The sequence below is a fragment of the Serratia sp. BNK-17 genome (assembly GCF_048684935.1).
GTDB classification, from domain to species: domain Bacteria; phylum Pseudomonadota; class Gammaproteobacteria; order Enterobacterales; family Enterobacteriaceae; genus Serratia; species Serratia nematodiphila.
Genome location: NZ_JBLQTR010000001.1, coordinates 808,880 through 830,119 on the forward strand (window position 1 = coordinate 808,880; position 21,240 = coordinate 830,119).

Consider the following 21,240-nt stretch of genomic DNA (forward strand, 5'->3'; position numbering starts at 1 on the left):
TGAGACCGGCGATAAAAAATCGCATATCAACCTGATATAAAAAGAAAATAACTTTTTCTTATGCCACTTTTCAGCGGCAACTGGTCAGTGTTGCATATGCTTGTACATACAAGTATATGTTAATAAGCCCTACGCATTGTTATGCCGTGGTACTCATCCCCACCGCGGCATGGAATCTGCACCGATACTGTTTGAGGAAAATGCTGTGACTACAAATAACAAAGTTCGCAATGTCGATGTACGCGCGCCACGCGGCACACAATTAAACGCAAAAAGCTGGCTGACCGAAGCGCCGTTACGCATGCTGATGAACAACCTCGATCCTGAAGTTGCGGAGAACCCACACGAGCTGGTGGTGTACGGCGGCATCGGCCGCGCCGCGCGCGACTGGGATTGCTACGACAAGATCGTCGAAACCCTGAAAACGCTGGAAGAAGACGAAACCCTGCTGGTGCAGTCCGGCAAGCCGGTCGGCGTATTCAAAACCCACAGCAACGCGCCGCGCGTGCTGATCGCCAACTCCAACCTGGTGCCGCACTGGGCGACCTGGGAACACTTCAACGAGCTGGACGCCAAAGGCCTGGCGATGTACGGCCAGATGACCGCCGGCAGCTGGATCTACATCGGCAGCCAGGGCATCGTTCAGGGCACCTACGAAACCTTCGTCGAAGCGGGCCGCCAGCACTACGACGGCAGTCTGCAGGGGCGCTGGGTGCTGACCGCCGGTCTGGGCGGCATGGGCGGCGCGCAGCCGCTGGCCGCCACGCTGGCGGGCGCCTGCTCGCTGAACATCGAATGTCAGCAGAGCCGCATCGATTTCCGTCTGAAAACCCGCTACGTCGATGAGCAGGCCAAAGATCTGGATGACGCGCTGGCCCGCATCAAAAAATACACCGCCGAAGGCAAAGCCATCTCCATCGCCCTGTGCGGCAACGCGGCGGAAATCCTGCCGGAGTTGGTGCGCCGCGGCGTGCGCCCGGACATGGTCACCGATCAGACCAGCGCCCACGACCCGCTGAACGGCTATCTGCCGAAGGGCTGGAGCTGGGAAGAGTATCGCCAGCGCGCCCAGACCGAGCCGGCCAAGGTGGTCGCCGCCGCCAAGCAGTCGATGGCCGATCACGTCAAAGCCATGCTGGCGTTCCAGCAGATGGGCGTGCCGACCTTCGACTACGGCAACAACATTCGCCAGATGGCGAAAGAAACCGGCGTCGACAACGCCTTCGACTTCCCGGGCTTCGTGCCGGCCTACATCCGTCCGCTGTTCTGCCGCGGCATCGGGCCGTTCCGCTGGGCGGCGCTGTCCGGCGATCCGCAGGACATCTACAAAACCGACGCCATGGTGAAAGAGCTGATCCCGGATGACGAACACCTGCACCGCTGGCTGGACATGGCGCGCGAGCGCATCAGCTTCCAGGGCCTGCCGGCGCGCATCTGCTGGGTTGGCCTCGGCCAGCGCGCCAAGCTGGGCCTGGCGTTCAACGAGATGGTGCGCCGCGGTGAACTGTCCGCCCCGATCGTCATCGGCCGCGACCACCTGGATTCCGGCTCCGTTTCCAGCCCGAACCGTGAAACCGAAGCGATGAAAGACGGCTCAGATGCGGTCTCCGACTGGCCGCTGTTGAACGCCCTGCTGAACACCGCCAGCGGCGCCACCTGGGTTTCCCTGCACCACGGCGGTGGCGTCGGCATGGGCTTCTCCCAACACTCCGGCATGGTGATCGTCTGCGACGGCACCGACGAAGCCGCCGAGCGCATCGCCCGCGTGCTGCACAATGACCCGGCTACCGGGGTCATGCGTCACGCCGACGCCGGTTACGATATCGCTATCGACTGCGCCCGCGAGCAAGGCCTGAATCTGCCAATGGTTGCCGCGACCCAAGGAGAAAAAGCATGAAAGCGCTGACTATTCGCCCGGGCAAACTGACGCTGGCCCAGCTACGCGACGTCTATCAGCATCCGGTGACGCTGACGCTGGACGACAACGCCTACGGCCCTATCCAACAGAGCGTAGCCTGCGTGGAACGCATCGTTGAAGAAAACCGCACCACTTACGGCATCAACACCGGATTTGGCCTGCTGGCTTCGACGCGCATCGCCCGCGACGATTTGGAAAATCTGCAGCGCTCGATCGTGCTGTCACACGCCGCCGGCGTGGGCGAGCCGACCGACGACAATCTGGTGCGCCTGATCATGGTGCTGAAGATCAACAGCCTGTCGCGCGGCTTCTCCGGCATTCGCCTGGAAGTTATCCAGGCGCTGATCGCGCTGGTCAACGCCGAAGTCTATCCGCATATTCCGCTGAAAGGCTCCGTCGGCGCCTCCGGCGACCTGGCGCCGCTGGCGCACATGAGCCTGGTGCTGCTGGGCGAAGGTAAGGCACGCCATCAGGGCCAATGGCTGCCGGCGACCGAAGCGCTGGCCAAAGCCGGCCTGAAACCGCTGACGCTGGCGGCGAAAGAGGGCCTGGCATTGCTGAACGGCACCCAGGTCTCCGCCGCCTTCGCGCTGCGCGGCCTGTTCGATGCCGAAGATCTGTTCGCGGCCGCCACCGTGGCGGGCAGCCTGACGGTGGAAGCGGCGCTGGGCTCTCGCAGCCCGTTCGATGCGCGTATCCACGAGGTGCGCGGCCAGCGCGGCCAGATCGACGCCGCCCTCGCCTATCGCCACCTGCTCGGCGCGCGCAGCGAAGTCTCCGACTCGCACCGCAACTGTGAAAAAGTGCAGGATCCTTACTCCCTGCGCTGCCAGCCACAGGTGATGGGCGCCTGCCTGACGCAGATCCGCCAGGCCGCCGAGGTGCTGGAGATCGAAGCCAACGCCGTCTCCGATAACCCGCTGGTGTTCGCCGAACAGGGCGACGTGCTGTCCGGCGGCAACTTCCACGCCGAACCGGTAGCGATGGCCGCCGATAACCTGGCGCTGGCATTCGCCGAAATCGGTTCGCTGTCCGAACGCCGCATCTCGCTGATGATGGACAAACACATGTCGCAGCTGCCACCGTTCCTGGTGGAGAACGGCGGCGTGAACTCCGGCTTCATGATCGCTCAGGTCACCGCCGCAGCGCTGGCCAGCGAAAACAAAGCGCTGGCGCATCCATCAAGCGTCGACAGCATTCCGACCTCCGCCAACCAGGAGGACCACGTTTCCATGGCGCCGGCCGCCGGCCGCCGCCTGTGGAACATGGCGGACAACGTGCGCGGTATTCTGGCGGTCGAGTGGCTGGCCGCCTGTCAGGGCCTGGATTTCCGCAACGGCCTGAAGACCTCGGAAGGTCTGGAGCAGGCGCGCCGTCTGCTGCGCGAGCATGTCAGTTTCTACGACAAGGATCGTTTCTTCGCCCCCGACATTGAAGCCGCCAGCCAACTCTTGGCGGCCGGTCACCTGACATCGCTGCTGCCTGCGGCGCTGCTGCCTAGCCAGGCATAATCATCACATACTGAATCACGCAGTTTGTTCTGCCCCGCCGGGTGCGTTCCACCCGGCGCGGGCAGCGCGTGCCTGTTCGGCAAACACTTAACGGGAAGCAACATGCGTAACGAAACAACACAACTCAGACGCGGACTAAACGCGCGGCATATCCGTTTCATGGCTCTCGGCTCGGCGATCGGCACCGGCCTGTTCTACGGCTCCGCCGGCGCCATTCAGCTGGCCGGCCCGGCGGTGCTACTGGCCTACCTGGTGGGCGGCGCGGCGGTATTCATGGTGATGCGCGCGCTGGGCGAAATGGCGGTGCACCAGCCGGTTTCCGGCTCGTTCGGCCACTACGCCAGCCACTATCTCGGCCCGCTGGCCGGGTTCCTTACCGGCTGGACCTACACCTTTGAAATGGTGATCGTCGCCCTGGCGGACGTCACTGCCTTCGGCATCTATATGGGGCTGTGGTTCCCGGACGTCGCCCAGTGGGTTTGGGTGCTCAGCATCATCCTGTTTATCGGCGCGCTCAACCTGTGCAGCGTCAAGGTTTTCGGCGAGCTGGAGTTCTGGCTGTCGCTGGTCAAGGTCGCCGCCATCGTGGCGATGATCGTCGGCGGCGCGGCGGTAATGCTGTTCGGTTTCGGGCAAGCCCAGCACGCCACCGGCATCAGCAACCTGTGGCAGCACGGCGGCTTTATGCCTAACGGCATCGGCGGCGTGGTCGCGTCATTAGCGGTAGTGATGTTCGCCTTCGGCGGCATCGAGATCATCGGCATCACCGCCAGCGAGGCGAAAGACCCCGCCAAAGTGCTGCCGAAGGCGATCAACGCCGTGCCGGTGCGCATCCTGCTGTTTTACGTGCTGACGCTGACGGTGCTGATGGCGATCTATCCGTGGAACAGCATCGGCCAGAACGGCAGCCCGTTCGTTGAGATCTTCAGCAACCTCGGCATCAGCTCCGCCGCCAACGTGCTGAACGTGGTAGTGATCACCGCCGCCATTTCGGCCATCAACAGCGATATCTTCGGCGCCGGCCGCATGATGTACGGCATGGCGCAGGACGGCCAGGCGCCGCGCAGCTTCACCAAGCTGACCGCCAGCGGCGTGCCGTGGATGACGGTGCTGGTGATGTCGGTCGCCCTGCTGCTGGCGGTGGTGCTCAACTACCTGATCCCGGAGAAGGTCTTCATGATCATCGCCTCGATCGCCACCTTCGCCACCGTCTGGGTGTGGCTGATGATCCTGCTGTCACAGATCGTCATGCGCCGCACGCTGTCGCCGGAAGAAACGCGTCAGTTGAGCTTCCCGGTGCCGTGGTGGCCGGTCGCGCCGGCATTGGCGACCGCCTTTATGGCGTTCGTCATCGGCCTGCTCGGCTACTTCGAAGAGAGCCGCATCGCGCTGTACGTCGGGCTGGTGTGGATCGCGTTCCTCACCGTGGCTTACTGGCTGTGGGTGCGCAAGAAAGGCGGCGGTTCGCCGGTGACCGCAGCAACGCAACAGATGTAACGCTCGCTTCTGCTAAAACCCGCTGCGGCGGGTTTTTTATTGCGCCTGCGCCAACGCCTGCAGGATATCCGCCTGCAGATCGTCAAACGCCTCCAACCCGGCGGACAGCCGCACCAGCCCCTCGCTGATGTGGTGCCGTTTCCGCTCTTCCGGTGTGTAGGCCGAGTGCGTCATGCTGGCCGGGTGCTGCGCCAGGCTTTCGCAATCGCCCAGGCTGACCGCGCGCAAGATGAGCTGCAGCGCGTTGAGGAAACGAATGCCCGCACGCAAGCCACCCCGCAGCTCAAACGCCAGCATGCCGCCGGGGCGCGCCATTTGCCGCTGCGCCAACGCATGCTGCGGGAAGTTCGCCAGGCCGGGGTAATATACCCGCTCGACCGCCGGATGCTCCGCCAACATCTCCGCCAGGCGCTGCGCATTATCGCAATGACGATCCATGCGCAGCGGCAGGGTTTTCATCCCACGCAGCACCAGCGCGGCATCCTGCGCCGACAGTACCGCCCCATTCATGTCCTTTAGCCCCTCCAGACGGATCGCCTCGGCCAACGCCTGACGCGTCACCGCGATCCCGGCCAGGAGATCCCCATGCCCGCCGAGGTACTTGGTCGCCGAGTGCACCACGATATCGGCGCCTAGCGCCAAAGGCCGCTGCAGATAGGGCGTACAGTAGGTGTTGTCCACCAGCAACAGCGCCTGATGCCGATGGGCGATCTCCGCCACGGCGGCGATATCGATCAAACGCATATTGGGATTGGCCGGCGTTTCGCAATACACCAGGCGGGTACGCGGTCCAATGGCCGCCGCCAACCGCTCCGGCCGGGTCAGATCAACGTGGGTTATCTTGACGCCAAAGCGCGCCAGACCATGATGAAAGTAGCTGAAGGTGCAACCATAGACGGTTTCGTCGACAATCAGCTCATCACCCGGTCTGAGCAGCGTCCAACAACACGCGGTGATAGCCCCCATACCGGAAGCGAACGCCACCGCAGCTTCCCCTTCCTCCAGGTTGGCGATGCGTTGCTCGAGCAGGTTTAACGTCGGGTTGGCGATACGCGAATAAAAGTACCCCGGCTCGGTGCCGGCAAAGCAGGCGCCGCCGTATTCCGCCGTGGGAAAAGCAAACGTAGAGCTCATAAACACCGGCGGAGACAGTGCCCCCTGATACCGTTGAGGATCGTAGCCGTAATGAATAGCCCGGGTGGCAAAGTCGTGGCCAACTGCTGTAGCGGACATAACACAACTCCTTACCTGAGTGGGTGAAGCTTAATTCGACGATTCATCTGGCAGGGCTGACGGCAACGCACTGTCTCGCGTGCGCTGGCCGATGATTTGTAAAGTACGCAGCAGCAACGTTAACCCCAGCAGGGTATCCGGCTGCTTCAGCAAGGCGTACAGCGCGCGAAAACTGGCCGGTGGTGGATTCAACTGCAGCTCGCTGTGCGCCATCTGCAGCGCCGTTCCGCCTTCCCAGCCGAGGGTCACCAAACCTTCAAAGACGCCGGCTAATTTCTCCACCAGCGCGTTGTCGGCAATATCCACCACGTCCGACAACAGCGACAACAGATCGACCACGTTATCCAACCGGCCACCCGCCAGCAGCGGCTGCAGTTTCTCGAGCAACGCCGCCAATGATTGCAGGTCAGCCGCATGCACCGTGCTTTCCGTCATATCAGCCCCCTTACCGTGGCCCAGTAAAGGCCGCGGTTAAACCCATTGCGCAGCATGCCGCCCACCTTGGTGGCGGGCGTCGGCAGCACGTCGTGACGGTAGTCGTACACCAGCGGCATGCCGGCATTCAGCCCCATTTGCGCGACCGCCTGCACCTTGCCGTCATAATGGCTCACGGTTTGGCCCAGCCGCATTTCCGCCACGATGTTGTCGGCAATGACCGGCGCCTGATTATGGCAAGAGCCGCCGGCCTTGCTGACCGGCAAATCCACGGTATCGCCTATGACATACACGCCCTGCTGGCCGTAGACCTGCAGCGTTTGATGATCGGTCGGCAGCCAGCCTTCACCGTTTTGACTCTCGCTCAACCCTGTATTGCGCACCGCTTCGACTGCGCGAATCGGCGGCGTTGCCATCAGAATGTCGAACGACTGCTCTTCCCCCTCAGCGGAATAGGCGATGTTACGTTGGGCGTCTACCCGGCTGAGGGTAAACCCACGCTGGTGGAGAATGTCACGTGCGGCAAAAATGGCGGGCAACGCTTCGCCGGTCGGGCGCTGTAAAAACAGGCAGTTACGCAGCAGTTGAGAAATGGTTGGGTAGGTATAAACGATCTCCACCGCCTTGCGCACGCCGCGCCGCCGCAGGTAGTCGTCCAGCATCAGGGTGGTTTCGATCGGGGCGATGCCGCACTGGTGGGGCACGTTGGGCGTTTCAGGGAAGGACACGGTGATGAAAATGCGGCCTTTCTCGATCGTCGCCAGCTTATGCGCCAACTGCCGCGCGGCCTGATACTGGTAGAAATGATCGCCCGCCTGCGCCAACCCTTCGATGCGCTCTGGCCAGGGTACGCAGCCGGTGGCGAAAACCAGAAAATCATAGGAATAAAATTTACCGCTTTGTGTCGCTATACTTCGCTGTTTTAAATCGAAAGATTCCGCTTTATCAATAATAAACTGTATTTCAGGCCGCAATAAACTCCGCTGTGAGCGCGTAAGCTCCTGCTTGAAAAAAGAATTGAATGCCACATACATAAACGCCGGTTTGTAATAATGCAGCGGTGAATCCGATATCATTAATAACTCGACTTTATTATTAATAATTTCCCGGTGTAATTTTGCAGCCAATAAATTGGCCAGGATGGTGCCGCCGGTTCCACCGCCGACAATGATGATTCGTTGTCGCATCAAGCCCTCGCTCAACCGGCCAGCAAGCCGGCAGTATTAAGGTATGGTGATGTTCAAGGTCTACGGCAGAACGGCGAAAATAAACTGCCTTATTGGCAGTCTAGTAACGAATAGTTATAAAGCAAACAAAATGGGAATATAAAATAATCGCGTTTACTATCTTTAATGAAATTATCGGGTTAAACAAAACCACGCTTTCAATAAAAAACTTATTATTAAAATGACAATCATCACGAATTTAAAACATAAAAAAACCCGCCGCGGCGGGTTTTTATTTAGCAACCGAATCGGTCGAACTTACTGGCCTTTAACTTCTTTCAGGCCGTTGAACGGCGCACGGTCACCCAGCGCTTCTTCGATACGGATCAGTTGGTTGTACTTGGCAACGCGGTCAGAACGGCTCATGGAACCGGTTTTGATCTGACCAGCCGCAGTCCCTACCGCCAGGTCAGCGATGGTCGCGTCTTCGGTTTCACCGGAACGGTGAGAGATCACCGCAGTGTAACCGGCGTCTTTCGCCATCTTGATAGCTGCCAGGGTTTCGGTCAGAGAACCGATCTGGTTGAACTTGATCAGGATGGAGTTAGCGATGCCTTTCTCGATGCCTTCTTTCAGGATCTTGGTGTTGGTCACGAACAGATCGTCGCCAACCAGCTGGATTTTGTCGCCCAGTACTTTGGTCTGGTAAGCGAAGCCCGCCCAGTCGGATTCATCCAGGCCGTCTTCGATAGACACGATTGGGTACTGTTTGGTCAGCTCTTCCAGGAAGTGAGTGAACTCTTCGGAAGTGAAGGCTTTGTTGCCTTCGCCGGCCAGCACGTATTTACCGTCTTTGTAGAATTCGGAAGCCGCGCAGTCCATCGCCAGAGTGACGTCTTTGCCCAGCTCGTAGCCCGCCGCTTTTACCGCTTCAGCGATAACCGCCAGCGCTTCGGCGTTGGAACCCAGGTTTGGCGCATAGCCGCCTTCGTCGCCCACGGCGGTGTTCATGCCTTTGGCTTTCAGAACTTTCGCCAGGTGGTGGAACACTTCAGAACCGATGCGCACCGCTTCTTTCAGGGTCTTCGCGCCAACCGGCTGAATCATGAATTCCTGAATGTCGACGTTGTTGTCAGCGTGCTCGCCGCCGTTGATGATGTTCATCATCGGCAGTGGCATGGAGAATTTGCCTGGGGTGCCGTTCAGTTCAGCGATGTGCTCGTACAGCGGCATGCCTTTAGAAGCTGCGGCCGCTTTCGCTGCTGCCAGGGAAACCGCCAGAATGGCGTTGGCGCCGAAGTTGGATTTGTTCTCGGTGCCGTCCAGCTCGATCATGATCTTGTCGATGTTCGCCTGGTCTTTGGCATCTTTACCCAGTACTGCCTGAGCAATCGGACCGTTTACTGCAGCAACGGCTTTCAGTACGCCTTTACCCAGGAAACGAGACTTGTCACCGTCACGCAGTTCCAGCGCTTCGCGGGAACCGGTAGAAGCACCTGACGGCGCAGCAGCCAGGCCGACGAAACCGCCTTCCAGATGAACTTCGGCTTCAACAGTCGGGTTACCGCGGGAGTCGATGATTTCACGACCGATGACTTTAACGATTTTGGACATTAGGTTTTCCTCAGTACAAGTTAAACTAAAACTCCAGACAAACAGCGCGCGGTTCTCACCGCGCGCCGCCTACCAAATATGTTATTTCACCTGGCGCTTCTGATGCTCGCCAGCGGCTTTCACGAAGCCGGCGAACAGCGGATGCCCATCACGCGGCGTAGACGTAAATTCCGGGTGGAACTGGCAGGCTACAAACCACGGGTGATTCGGCAGTTCAATGATCTCGACCAGCTTGTTGTCGGCGGAACGACCGGCGACACGCAGCCCTGCGGCTTCGATCTGCTTCAACAGCATGTTGTTAACTTCGTAACGGTGACGGTGACGCTCGACAATGGTCGGTTCGCCGTACAGCTGGCGCACCAGGCTGTTGTCGCTCAGGTTGCACTGTTGGCCACCTACGCGCATCGTGCCGCCCAAATCGCTTTCTTCGCTGCGCACTTCGACGTTGCCGTCTTCATCGCGCCATTCGGTGATCAACGCCACCACCGGGTACTTACAGTCTGGCATAAACTCGGTGGAGTTGGCGTTCTCCATGCCGGCCACGTTGCGAGCGAACTCCATCAACGCCACCTGCATGCCCAGGCAAATGCCCAGGTAAGGAATGTTGTTCTCGCGCGCATAGCGCGCGGTCATCACTTTGCCTTCCACGCCGCGGTAACCGAAGCCGCCCGGGATCAGGATCGCATCCAGCCCTTTCAGCACTTCCACGCCGCGGGTTTCCACGTCCTGCGAGTCGATCAGCTTGATGTTCACGGTCAGACGGTTTTTCAGCCCGCCGTGCTTCAGCGCTTCGATCACCGACTTGTAAGCGTCCGGCAGCTCAACGTATTTGCCGACCATACCGATGGTCACTTCGCCGCCCGGATTGGCTTCTTCGTAGATCACCTGTTCCCATTCGGCCAGGTTGGCTTCCGGCGCGTTCAGGCTGAATCGTTTACAAATATAATCGTCCAGCCCCTGAGATTTCAATAGGCCTGGGATTTTATAAATAGAATCAACGTCTTTCAGAGAGATAACCGCTTTTTCCGGCACGTTGCAGAAAAGCGCGATTTTAGCGCGTTCGTTAGCAGGAACCGCGCGATCGGAACGGCAAATCAGCACATCAGGCTGAATACCGATGGAAAGCAGCTCTTTTACGGAATGCTGGGTCGGCTTGGTTTTCACTTCGCCCGCCGCCGCCATGTACGGCACCAGCGTCAGGTGCATGTACAGCGTGTGCTCGCGGCCCACTTCCACCGCCATCTGACGGATGGCTTCGAGGAACGGCAGCGATTCGATATCGCCGACGGTGCCGCCGATTTCCACCAGCACCACATCGTGGCCTTCGCCGCCTTCGATGATGCGCTCTTTGATCGCGTTGGTGATGTGCGGAATGACCTGCACGGTCGCGCCCAGATAGTCGCCGCGGCGTTCTTTACGCAGCACGTCGGAGTAGATGCGGCCGGTGGTGAAGTTGTTGCGACGCGACATTTTGGTGCGAATGAAGCGCTCGTAGTGACCCAAATCCAGATCGGTTTCTGCGCCGTCTTCGGTGACGAAAACTTCCCCATGCTGAATCGGGCTCATGGTGCCCGGATCCACGTTGATGTACGGGTCCAGTTTCATGATGGTAACGTTGAGGCCACGGGCTTCAAGAATAGCCGCCAGAGAGGCTGCGGCAATGCCTTTACCCAGAGAGGATACGACCCCGCCGGTCACAAAAATATAATTAGTTGTCATGCTGAACCTGAGAGTTTAGGTTTAAAGACGATGGAAGAACCAGGACGGGAAAGTAGTATACCCGAACCTCTCCTGACCTACAAACGATCGTTTTGCTGTCCATCATCTCGGCCGCCCTCCCGTGTTCATCAGGGTTTACTCCGCCGGCGCGCCCAAAACCCTCCAGGAAATACAAAGAGTTAGCGGAGAAAATTTCTTTTTACCGCCCCTCAGGAGCGATAAAACGCCTTAGATTTCAGTTTGTTGGCCTTTTGCTGCCGACGGCAGCCATGCGCCTGTGACCTGACTGCAAGCTTAACCGTTTCAGCTTTCGTGAACATTGTCGTCGATCAACATTGTAGCGGCGGTTCAGCTTCCCTAAACCCAATTAGCCTGGGATCGAGGAGCATCGGATTAACGACTGATGTAGAGCATGCGTTCAGGCATATCAACAATCACACGATGCCCCCGCATAAAGCCCATCCCCAGCAGACCATCAAAACCCAGCGCCTCAGACGTTGGGCCCTCGGTAATGATGGCCAAATCGTTGTGATGCCGGCCCCGGCGATCGGTCAAGGTGAATCTGGTCACTCGGCAATCCAGGTTCTCAGCCTCAGGCTCAATGGAGCGACAGCCGGAAAACAAGAGGCCAGCCGGCAAGCCTGCGGCAAACAAAAGAGAATGGCTGGCGCCGGTATCAACAATCAGGCGCAACGGTTTATTGCCAACGAAGGCCGTCACGCTCAGCCCCTCATCGGTCTGTTCGAATGGATATGAAGCCCATATTGCAATGTCTGAAGGCAGATGAGTCAACATTTGCAAGCGGTCGTTTTCGAAGTCCATCAGCACCTTTCGATCGCGGAACAACCCAAGCCCCATCACTTCACTTACCGGCACCTCGTTTCCCAGGCTGAGTCCCCAGGGCTTAAAACTCACCGCTTCGACGTCGTTAAACGGGATATTGCCAATAAACAGCCGACTAATCCGCCAGGCAGACACCTGATTTTCACCGCCAGAGAGATCTCTCAGCCGCCGAGGCGCCAGCTGCACCGCCTTCAGACTCGGTTGCGCGACCAGACGCTCCAGATCGTGTTGATAAAGGTGTATCCCTTCTGCGCTGCCGGTATCCAGCATGAGCGTGTGTAACCGGTTATCGATCTGCACATCGACTAATGGCAGCCTGCGCTCATCATACCGCAGCCGCCCAACATCAGCAGGAGGAGACGCCGTGCTGAAACCGGGGAAAAAACAGGCTAAAAGCATTAGCCTCTTGATCATGACGCCACCTTCCCTTGTCTGCGTGGAACGTCCTTCATGTTCACCCCGGCGCCATGAACGCCGGAAGCGCATCAGATTTCAGATTTCTTCACCTGCTGCCAGGCGTCTTCCATCTGCTCCAGCGTGGCGTCTTCAAGCCGCAGCCCGCGTTGCTGGACGATCGCTTCCACCTGGCGGAAGCGGCGCTCGAACTTGCGGTTCGCCGCCTGCAGCGCGTTCTCCGCCTTGTGCCCCAGATGGCGCGACAGGTTCACCGTGGCGAACAGCAGATCGCCGATCTCCTCTTCCAGCTTGCTCTCATCGACCACCGCCTGGCGGGCTTCGTGCATCACTTCATCGATCTCTTCGTACACTTTGTCCAGCACCGGCCCCAGAGTGTTCCAGTCGAAGCCGACCGAGGCGCAGCGTTTTTGAATTTTGTGCGCCTTCATCAGCGCCGGCAACGCCTGCGGAATGTCGTCCAGCACCGAGTGCAGCGCTTTTTCGGCGCGCTCGCCGGCCTTGAGCTGCTCCCAGCGCGCGGCCACGGCTTCGCTGTCCCCACCCTCGGCGTCACCGAAAATGTGCGGGTGACGGCGCTCCAGCTTATCGCTGATGGCGGTGCACACCTCATCGAAATCGAACAGCCCCTGTTCCTGCCCCATCTGGGCGTAGAACACCACCTGGAACAGCAAATCGCCCAGTTCGTCGCGCAGATCGGCGTAGTCCTGCCGCTCGATGGCGTCCAGCACTTCGTAAGTCTCTTCCAGCGTGTAGGGCGCGATGGTGGCGAAAGTTTGCTTGCGGTCCCACGAGCAACCGACCTGGGGATCGCGCAGCGTTTTCATGATGTTCAGCAGGCGCTGCAGCGGAGTGGATTGGGTCATAAAAAATCTCTGAGAAAGAATGGGGGCGCATGGGAGCGCCCACCGAATGCATGGTTCTCGGGCCGTATCGATGGCGCATACGGCCCGAAAGGCGATGTGAGCTTAGTTGCCGTGCAGACGCTTGGCGTCTATCACGTCCGGCAGCTGATTCAGCTTCGCCAGCACCCGGCTCAGCACCTGCTGGTTGTAGATTTCGATATCCATGTCGATGGTGGCCAACTGTTTCTTGGTGTCGCTGCGGCTGGCAACCCCCAGCACGTTGACCTTTTCGTTGGCCAAAATGGTGGTAATGTCGCGCAGCAACCCGCTGCGATCGTTGGCCATCACGCGCACCACCAGCGAATAACCGCTGGAGTAGCTTTCACCCCATACCGCATCGACGATGCGCTCCGGCGCGTGCGATTGCAAATCGACCAGCTGATCGCAGTCCGCACGGTGGATCGAGATACCGCGCCCCTGGGTGATAAAACCGACAATGTCGTCGCCCGGGATCGGCTGGCAGCAGCGGGCAATGTGGTGCATCAGGTTGCCCACGCCCTCCACCACCACTCGGCCGTTGTCCTTGTTGCGGGCCGGCGGCGGCGCTTTCTGCTGCACCAGCTGGCGCAGCGCCTCGCGATCCTGCTCTTCGGCGCTCGGCTTGTTGAACTTGCCCTGCAGGTAATTCACCATCTGGTTCAGGCGAATGTCCCCGCCGCCGATCGCCGCCAATACCTCGTCCAGCGAGTTCATGTTGTAGCGCGGGATCAGCAGCTTTTCGGCCTCTTTCAGGCTGATGCCGAGGTGTTCCAGTTCGTTGTCCAGCATCTGGCGGCCGGCGAGAATGTTCTTGTCGCGATCCTGCTTGCGGAACCAGTTGTGGATCTTCGAGCGCCCGCGGCTGGTGGTGACATACCCCAGGTTTGGGTTCAGCCAGTCGCGGCTCGGGTTCGGCTGTTTCTGGGTGATGATCTCAATCTGATCGCCCATCTTCAGCTGATAGGTAAACGGCACGATGCGGCCGCCGATCTTGGCGCCGATACAGCGGTGACCGACGTCGCTGTGAATGTGGTAGGCGAAATCGAGCGGCGTGGAGCCGGCCGGCAGATCCACCACGTCGCCTTTCGGGGTAAATACATAGACCCGATCGTCGAACACCTGGCTGCGCACTTCGTCGAGCATCTCGCCGGAGTCCGCCATTTCTTCCTGCCAGGCGATCAGCTTGCGCAGCCAGGCGATGCGTTCTTCGTAGCCGGAGCGCACGGTCACGCCTGCGCCCTCTTTGTACTTCCAGTGCGCGGCCACGCCCAGTTCGGCGTCTTCGTGCATTTGGCGCGTGCGGATCTGAATCTCTACGGTTTTGCCGCGCGGCCCCAGCACCACGGTGTGGATCGACTGGTAGCCGTTCGGTTTCGGGTTAGCGACGTAGTCGTCGAACTCATCCGGCAAATGGCGGAAGTGGGTATGCACGATGCCCAACGCCGCGTAGCAATCCTGCAGGCGCTCCGCCACGATGCGCACCGCACGCACGTCGAACAGTTCGTCGAACGCCAGGTGTTTTTTCTGCATCTTGCGCCAGATGCTGTAGATGTGTTTCGGCCGGCCGTAGATCTCCACCCGAATGCCTTCGTTGGCCATCTCGGCGCGCAGCCCGGCGACGAAATCGTCGATGAACTGTTCGCGATCGATGCGGCGCTCATGCAACAGCTTGGCGATGCGCTTATATTCTTCCGGATGCAGGTAGCGGAAGCAGAAATCCTCCAGCTCCCACTTCAGTTGGCCGATGCCGAGCCGGTTGGCCAGCGGGGCGTAGATGTTGGAACACTCTTTCGCCGCCAGCACGCGTTCGTCTTCCGGCGCGTCTTTCACCTCACGCAGGTGGGCGATGCGCTCCGCCAGCTTGATGACCACGCAGCGGAAATCCTCCACCATCGCCAACAGCATGCGGCGCACGTTGTCGACCTGTTCGGAGGCCATCGAGTCGTTTTGGGTGGCTTTCAGTTGGCGAATGGCGTCCATGTCACGCACGCCGTGCACCAGCGCGACGATGCCCTTGCCGAACGCTTCGGTCAGGGTCTCTTCCTGCACGATGCCGGCGTCCACCAGCGGGAACAGCAGCGCGGCGCGCATGCTGTCATTGTCCATGCTCAGCGTCGAGAGAATTTCCACCATCTCCAGGCCGCGCCACAGCAGCAACGAGGCGTCAGGATGGTTGTGGGTCTGCTGCTCACAATAACGCCAGGTTGCGGCCAATCGCTCACATGACTGCGGGTTAGGTAGCCCCAAGCCGGCGATCCACTCATCAAGAGCGAACTCACCCGCCGTATTCAGATGTGCACTTCTTACCGCAACCATAACTTCTCCCTACTTTGCAGCGACCTCTGGCGCACGCTCGTTGATAAACAGCGCCATTGATTCAAGATGCCCCGTGTGCGGAAACATATCCAACATCCGCACGCGCGCAAGACGATAACCGGCGTTCAACAGCACGTTGCTGTCGCGAGCCAGCGTGGTGGGGTTACAGGAAACATACACCACCCGCGCCGGCGCCAGTTTTACAATGTGTGACATCACCCCAGCCGCACCAGCGCGGGCGGGATCCAGCATCACCTTATCAAACCCTTGTGCTGCCCAAGGTTGCCGCGCAACGTTGTCCTCCAGATTCTCATGGAAGAACGACGCATTATTCAGCTTATTCTTATGTGCATTATATTGCCCATTCGCTACCAGCGTGGCAACACCTTCGATGCCCACCACCGCGGCGGCGCGGCGCGCCAGCGGCAGGGTGAAATTACCCATGCCGCAGAACAGGTCCAGCACCCGATCATTGGGTTGAATGTCGAGCCATTCAAGGGCCTGCGCCACCATTTGTTGGTTTACGACGTCATTGACCTGAATAAAGTCGCGCGGACTGAAGTCTAAGCGTAGCCCGTCAACCTGATAATACGGCGTTTCACCGCACAGTTTTTCCACCCGTTCGCTGTCCGGCGCCAGATAAACGGCGACCTTTTCCCGCTCGCCAAACGCCAACAGCGCCTGCCGATCCGCCTCTTTCAGCGCGTCGAGATGACGCAGCACCAGCAGCGGGCCGTTATCCGCCAGCACCAGCTCCACATGCCCCAGCCGCCGCACCGCCTGCAGCCCGCTCAGGCAGGCGCGCACCGGCGCCAGCAGCTGCTCCAGCTCCGGCCGCAGCACCGGGCAGTGCTCCACCGCCACCAGCTCGCTGGAGGCCGCCTGCCGAAAGCCCATCATCAGGCGCTGCAGCTTCGGCTGCCATGCCAGGCTCAGGCGGGCGCGGCGGCGATAGCCGTATTCCGGGCCGGCGATCACCGGTTCCTGTTGCGGGGTTACTCCGGTTTCGCGGGCGATCATGCGCACCAGCGCCGCCGCCTTGCTCTGCTGTTGCAGCGCCTCATCCGCATGTTGCTGCTGGCAGCCGCCGCACACGCCGAAATGCGGGCAGCGTGGTTCTACCCGCTGCGGGCTGCGGCTCAGCAGGCGTTTGAGCTTGCCTTTGGCGAACTGACGCTTGTCTTCGGTCAGTTGGATTTCCGCCTGCTCGCCCGGCAATACGCCCGGCACGAACACCGCTTTGCCGTCGTGGCGCGCCACGCCCTGGCCGAAAGGATCGAGATCGCTCACCGTCACGGTGAAGATTTGTGAGCTCTGCCGGGTCGTCACGCGGCGTTTGGGAGAGTAGAATTGCGCCATATTTGTCGATTGTGTGCTGGTTCATTAAGCTAGTGTCAGCTGTCAATTCTCCCACATTGGAATCCCATGACCAAATACAGCCTGCGTGCGCGCATGATGATCCTGATTCTGGCACCGACCTTGCTGATTGGTTTGCTGCTCAGCACCTTTTTCGTGGTGCACCGCTATAACGAGCTGCAGGAACAACTGGTCGACGCCGGCGCCAGCATCATCGAGCCGCTGGCGGTGGCCAGCGAGTACGGCATGACGTTCCGCAGCCGCGAATCGGTCAGGCAGTTGGTCAGCCTGTTGCACCGCCGCCATTCGGACATCGTGCGTTCGATCACCGTGTTCGATGCGCAGAACAATTTGTTCGTCACCTCCAATTATCATCACAACTTCGCTCAGCTGCAGCTGCCGAAAGGCGTGCCGTTGCCCACCGATCTGATGCTCACCCGACGCGGCGATTCGCTGATCCTGCGCACGCCGATCCTGTCGGAAAGCCAGTATCCGGATGAAACCGCCGACGGCGGCAGCCATCCCGACAACAACCTGGGCTATGTGGCGATCGAGCTGGATCTGCAGTCAGTGCGGCTGCAGCAATATAAAGAGGTCTTTGTCTCTACCCTGCTGTTGCTGCTGTGCATGTGTATCGCCATCCTGTTCGCTTACCGGCTGATGCGCGACGTGACCGGCCCGATCCGCAATATGGTGAACACCGTCGACCGCATCCGCCGCGGCCAGCTCGACAGCCGCGTGGAAGGCTACATGCTCGGCGAGCTGCACATGCTGAAAAACGGCATCAACTCGATGGCGATGTCGCTTACCGCCTATCACGAAGAGATGCAGCAGAACATCGATCAGGCCACGTCAGACCTGCGCGAAACGCTGGAGCAGATGGAGATCCAGAACGTCGAACTGGATCTGGCGAAAAAACGTGCGCAGGAGGCGGCGCGCATCAAGTCCGAATTTCTGGCCAACATGTCGCATGAGCTGCGTACTCCGCTCAACGGCGTGATCGGCTTCACCCGCCAGATGCTGAAAACCGATCTGAGCGCAACCCAGACCGACTATTTGCAGACCATCGAGCGCTCGGCCAACAACCTGCTGACCATCATCAACGACGTGCTGGACTTCTCCAAGCTGGAGGCCGGCAAGCTGGTGCTGGAGCATATTCCGTTCGCCCTGCGTGAAACGCTGGACGAAGTGGTGGTGCTGCTGGCGCCCAGCGCCCACGACAAGGGCCTGGAGCTGACGCTGGATGTGCACAACGACGTGCCGGAGCAGGTGATCGGCGACTCGCTGCGCCTGCAGCAGATCATCACCAACCTGCTGGGCAACGCCATCAAATTCACCGAAACCGGCAATATCGACATTCGCGTCGAGCTGCGCAAACAGCTGGATCGCCGGGTGGAAGTGGAAGTGCAGATCCACGATACCGGCATCGGCATCTCCGAACGCCAGCAGTCGCAGCTGTTCCAGGCATTCCGCCAGGCGGACGCCAGCATCTCCCGCCGCCACGGCGGCACCGGGCTGGGGCTGGTGATCACGCAAAAGCTGGTGAAAGAGATGGGGGGCGATATCTGCTTCCACAGCCAGTTGAACCGCGGCTCGACCTTCTGGTTCCATATCACGCTGGATCTGAATGAGGGCATGCTGTCGCTGGCGCCGAGTCTGCCGGATCTGAACGGCAAAACGCTGGCCTATATCGAGTCCAACCCGACGGCGGCGCAGGCGACGCTCAACATGCTCAGCGTCACGCAGCTGGTGATCACCCACTCGCCGACGCTGGGCCAGTTGCCGCCAAGCCACTATGACTTCCTGCTGGCCGGCGTGCCGATCCCGTTCCGCGACAACATGGCGCAGCATCAGGACAAATTGCTGGCCTCGCTGAAGCTGGCCGATAGGGTCATTCTGGCGCTGCCGTGCCAGGCGCAGATCGATGCCGAGCTGCTTAAACAACAAGGCGCGCTCGGCTGCCTGATCAAGCCGATCACCAGCACGCGTCTGTTCCCTCTGCTGAGAATGGAGACGCCTGATCGGCTCGCCGCCCCGCCTGAGCGTAAACGTCTGCCGCTGACGGTGATGGCGGTCGACGACAACCCGGCCAACCTGAAGCTGATCGGCACGCTGCTGGGCGAACAGGTGGAAAAAACGCTGCTGTGCGAGAGCGGTGAGGAAGCGCTGGCGCTGGCGCGCAACAACGTGCTGGATCTGATCCTGATGGACATTCAAATGCCGAAGATGGACGGCATTCACGCCAGCGAACTGATCCGCCAGTTGCCGCACCACAACTCCACGCCGATCGTCGCCGTCACCGCCCATGCAGCCAGCGGCGAGCGCGAGCACCTGCTGCAGGCCGGGATGGACGACTACCTGGCCAAGCCGATCGACGAGAAAATGCTGACCCGCGTGCTGTCGCGCTATCACAGTGGCGAAATGGAAAACGCCGTCGCCGACGACGCGCCGCTGTCGCTCGACTGGCCGCTAGCGCTGCGTCAGGCGGCCAATAAGCCGGATCTGGCGCGCGATCTGCTGCAAATGCTGCTCGATTTCCTGCCACAGGTGCGCGAACGGGTGCAGGCGCTGCTCGAAGGGCAACACGACGACGAGATCCTCGACCTGGTCCATAAGCTGCACGGCAGCTGCAGCTACAGCGGCGTGCCGCGCCTCAAGCAGCTGTGTTTCTACCTCGAGCGGCAGCTGCGCCAGGGCATCACCAACGACGAACTGGAGCCGGAGTGGCTGGAGCTGTTGGATGAGATTGAACTGGTGATCCACGCGGCGCGCGTGCATCTGGCGCAACCGGCCTGAATCCTCAGGCCATAATGCAAAAAGGCACGCCATAGCGTGCCTTTGTTGCTTTTAGCGCCTGACGTTTATCATTGCGCCAGCAGGTACAGCTGGCTATCGCCGCGCTGAATATTCAACGCCAGCACCGACGGCTTGCTGTCGAGGATTTTACGCAGCTCGCCCAGGTTCTGGATCGGCTGTTGGTTCACGCCCAGGATCACGTCGCCCTTTTTCAGGCCGATGCGCGCGGCGGCGCTGCCGGCTTTCACGCTGTCGACCTTGACGCCTTTCTGGTTGCCGACCTGGGCATTGCTCAGCTCGGCGCCTTCAATGCCGGTGTAGATATTGCCAGAGGCCACCTGGGTCTGCGCACTTTGCTCCAGCGTGACGTCAATGGTCACCGGTTTGCCGTCGCGGATAATGCCCAGCGACATTTTGCTGCCGACCGGCAGCGTGCCGATCTCCGCCCGGAATGAGGCGAAGCTGGAGATGGCCTTGCCGTTCATGGTGACGATCACGTCGCCGGCTTTGATGCCCGCCTTCGCGGCGGAAGACTTCGGCACCACCTGGCTGACGAAAGCGCCGCGCTGCGCGTCGACCTTCATCGCCTTGGCCAGCTCAGAGTTAAGCTCGGTGCCCATGATGCCGAGCTCGCCGCGTTTCACCTGGCCATACTCGACCATTTGCGCCGTCAGATTTTTCACCATGTTGCTCGGAATGGCGAAGCCGATGCCGATGTTGCCGCCGTCCGGCGCCAGGATCGCGGTGTTGATGCCGATCAGCTCGCCGTTCAGGTTAACCAGCGCGCCGCCGGAGTTGCCGCGGTTGATCGCCGCATCGGTCTGGATAAAGTTTTCGTAGTTTTCGATGTTCAGGCCGCTGCGCCCCAGGGCGGACACGATGCCTGAGGTGGCGGTTTCGCCCAGCCCGTACGGGTTGCCGATCGCCACGGTGTAATCGCCGACGCGCAGCTGATCGGAGTCCGCCATCTTGATCGCCGTCAGGTTCTTGAAGTCTTTCAGCTGGATCAGGGCGATGTCGGAACGCGGATCCTTGCCGATCACCTTGGCGTCGAAACGGCGGCCGTCGCTCAGCTGCACCTGGATCTTGTTGGCGTTATCCACCACGTGGTTATTGGTCACCACATAGCCCTTGGCGGCATCGATGACCACCCCGGCGCCCAGCGCCTGGAATTTCTGCTGCGTGCCCTGCGGCTGGCCATCCGGCCCAGGCTGTTCACCGCCCTGACACATCGGCGAGCCCTGGAACGGCGAACCGTCCTGGCAGAACGGCGAATCTTCACCGAAGAACTGTTGGAACTGCTGCGGCATGCGCGGCGTATTGACCGTGGTGCTGCCCTCAACGTTAATGCTCACCACGGAAGGCATTACCTTTTCCAGCATCGGCGCCAGGCTCGGCAACTGCTGGGTGCTGGAAGAGGCGGTTTCAGCGGCGCTGGCCGTCACCGGGCCCATCGCCATGCCGATGCTGAATGCCAATGCGCTCAGAACTAATGCGGTTTTTTTCATCTGTGTGTCTCTTATAAAGTCGTTCAAAAA

Annotated in this window: 14 protein-coding genes; 4 read left to right on the forward strand and 10 right to left on the reverse strand. The window is 60.1% G+C overall.

What is annotated here, in order from left to right:
* Positions 1-205: 205 nt before the first annotated feature.
* The 3 genes from hutU (at position 206) to ACMGF7_RS04060 (ending at position 4,926) form a co-directional block, all read left to right on the forward strand.
* Positions 206-1,897 (forward strand): urocanate hydratase, encoded by a 1,692-nt coding sequence (gene hutU, locus ACMGF7_RS04050; RefSeq protein ID WP_015376677.1) that lies wholly within the window; start codon positions 206-208, stop codon positions 1,895-1,897.
* On the forward strand, positions 1,894-3,429 hold the full coding sequence (gene hutH / locus ACMGF7_RS04055; protein WP_015376676.1) for a histidine ammonia-lyase: 1,536 nt from the start codon (positions 1,894-1,896) through the stop codon (positions 3,427-3,429). Before hutU ends, hutH begins: the two co-directional genes overlap by 4 nt.
* A 102-nt stretch (positions 3,430-3,531) precedes the next feature.
* Entirely contained in the window at positions 3,532-4,926 is a 1,395-nt protein-coding gene (locus ACMGF7_RS04060) for an amino acid permease (protein WP_085337443.1), read from the forward strand.
* A 36-nt stretch (positions 4,927-4,962) separates the two neighbouring features.
* Here ACMGF7_RS04060 and ACMGF7_RS04065 read toward each other — a convergent pair whose 3' ends face one another.
* From ACMGF7_RS04065 to rlmD, 9 genes are all read right to left on the reverse strand, one after another.
* Positions 4,963-6,159, reverse strand: coding sequence for a methionine gamma-lyase (locus tag ACMGF7_RS04065; RefSeq protein ID WP_031300382.1), 1,197 nt, complete (start codon positions 6,157-6,159; stop codon positions 4,963-4,965).
* Positions 6,160-6,189: 30 nt separating this feature from the next.
* Positions 6,190-6,594 (reverse strand): hypothetical protein, encoded by a 405-nt coding sequence (locus ACMGF7_RS04070; RefSeq protein WP_080286892.1) that lies wholly within the window; start codon positions 6,592-6,594, stop codon positions 6,190-6,192.
* The gene (locus ACMGF7_RS04075) at positions 6,591-7,781 is read right to left on the reverse strand and encodes an NAD(P)/FAD-dependent oxidoreductase (protein ID WP_164095549.1); all 1,191 of its coding nucleotides are present in this window, start codon (positions 7,779-7,781) and stop codon (positions 6,591-6,593) included. Before ACMGF7_RS04075 ends, ACMGF7_RS04070 begins: the two co-directional genes overlap by 4 nt.
* Positions 7,782-8,078: 297 nt before the next feature.
* Positions 8,079-9,374 (reverse strand): phosphopyruvate hydratase, encoded by a 1,296-nt coding sequence (eno, locus tag ACMGF7_RS04080; RefSeq protein ID WP_004932670.1) that lies wholly within the window; start codon positions 9,372-9,374, stop codon positions 8,079-8,081.
* 81 nt (positions 9,375-9,455) lie between these two features.
* The gene (pyrG, locus tag ACMGF7_RS04085; RefSeq protein ID WP_004932674.1) at positions 9,456-11,093 is read right to left on the reverse strand and encodes a glutamine hydrolyzing CTP synthase; all 1,638 of its coding nucleotides are present in this window, start codon (positions 11,091-11,093) and stop codon (positions 9,456-9,458) included.
* 393 nt (positions 11,094-11,486) lie between these two features.
* Positions 11,487-12,350: a hypothetical protein gene (locus ACMGF7_RS04090; RefSeq protein WP_049242067.1), complete on the reverse strand. Its 864-nt coding sequence runs from the start codon at positions 12,348-12,350 to the stop codon at positions 11,487-11,489.
* A 71-nt stretch (positions 12,351-12,421) separates the two neighbouring features.
* Complete coding sequence (mazG, locus tag ACMGF7_RS04095) at positions 12,422-13,216, reverse strand: nucleoside triphosphate pyrophosphohydrolase (RefSeq protein WP_015376670.1); 795 nt, start codon at positions 13,214-13,216, stop codon at positions 12,422-12,424.
* A 102-nt stretch (positions 13,217-13,318) separates the two neighbouring features.
* Positions 13,319-15,550 (reverse strand): GTP diphosphokinase, encoded by a 2,232-nt coding sequence (relA, locus tag ACMGF7_RS04100; RefSeq protein WP_197763728.1) that lies wholly within the window; start codon positions 15,548-15,550, stop codon positions 13,319-13,321.
* Positions 15,551-15,559: 9 nt separating this feature from the next.
* The gene (gene rlmD, locus ACMGF7_RS04105) at positions 15,560-16,909 is read right to left on the reverse strand and encodes a 23S rRNA (uracil(1939)-C(5))-methyltransferase RlmD (RefSeq protein WP_044029673.1); all 1,350 of its coding nucleotides are present in this window, start codon (positions 16,907-16,909) and stop codon (positions 15,560-15,562) included.
* Between the two features lie 66 nt (positions 16,910-16,975).
* On the opposite strand from rlmD, the gene barA reads away from it, so the two are divergent.
* Complete coding sequence (gene barA / locus ACMGF7_RS04110; protein WP_015376668.1) at positions 16,976-19,702, forward strand: two-component sensor histidine kinase BarA; 2,727 nt, start codon at positions 16,976-16,978, stop codon at positions 19,700-19,702.
* 68 nt (positions 19,703-19,770) lie between these two features.
* Here barA and degP read toward each other — a convergent pair whose 3' ends face one another.
* Complete coding sequence (gene degP, locus ACMGF7_RS04115) at positions 19,771-21,210, reverse strand: serine endoprotease DegP (RefSeq protein WP_015376667.1); 1,440 nt, start codon at positions 21,208-21,210, stop codon at positions 19,771-19,773.
* Between the last annotated feature and the right edge of the window lie 30 nt (positions 21,211-21,240).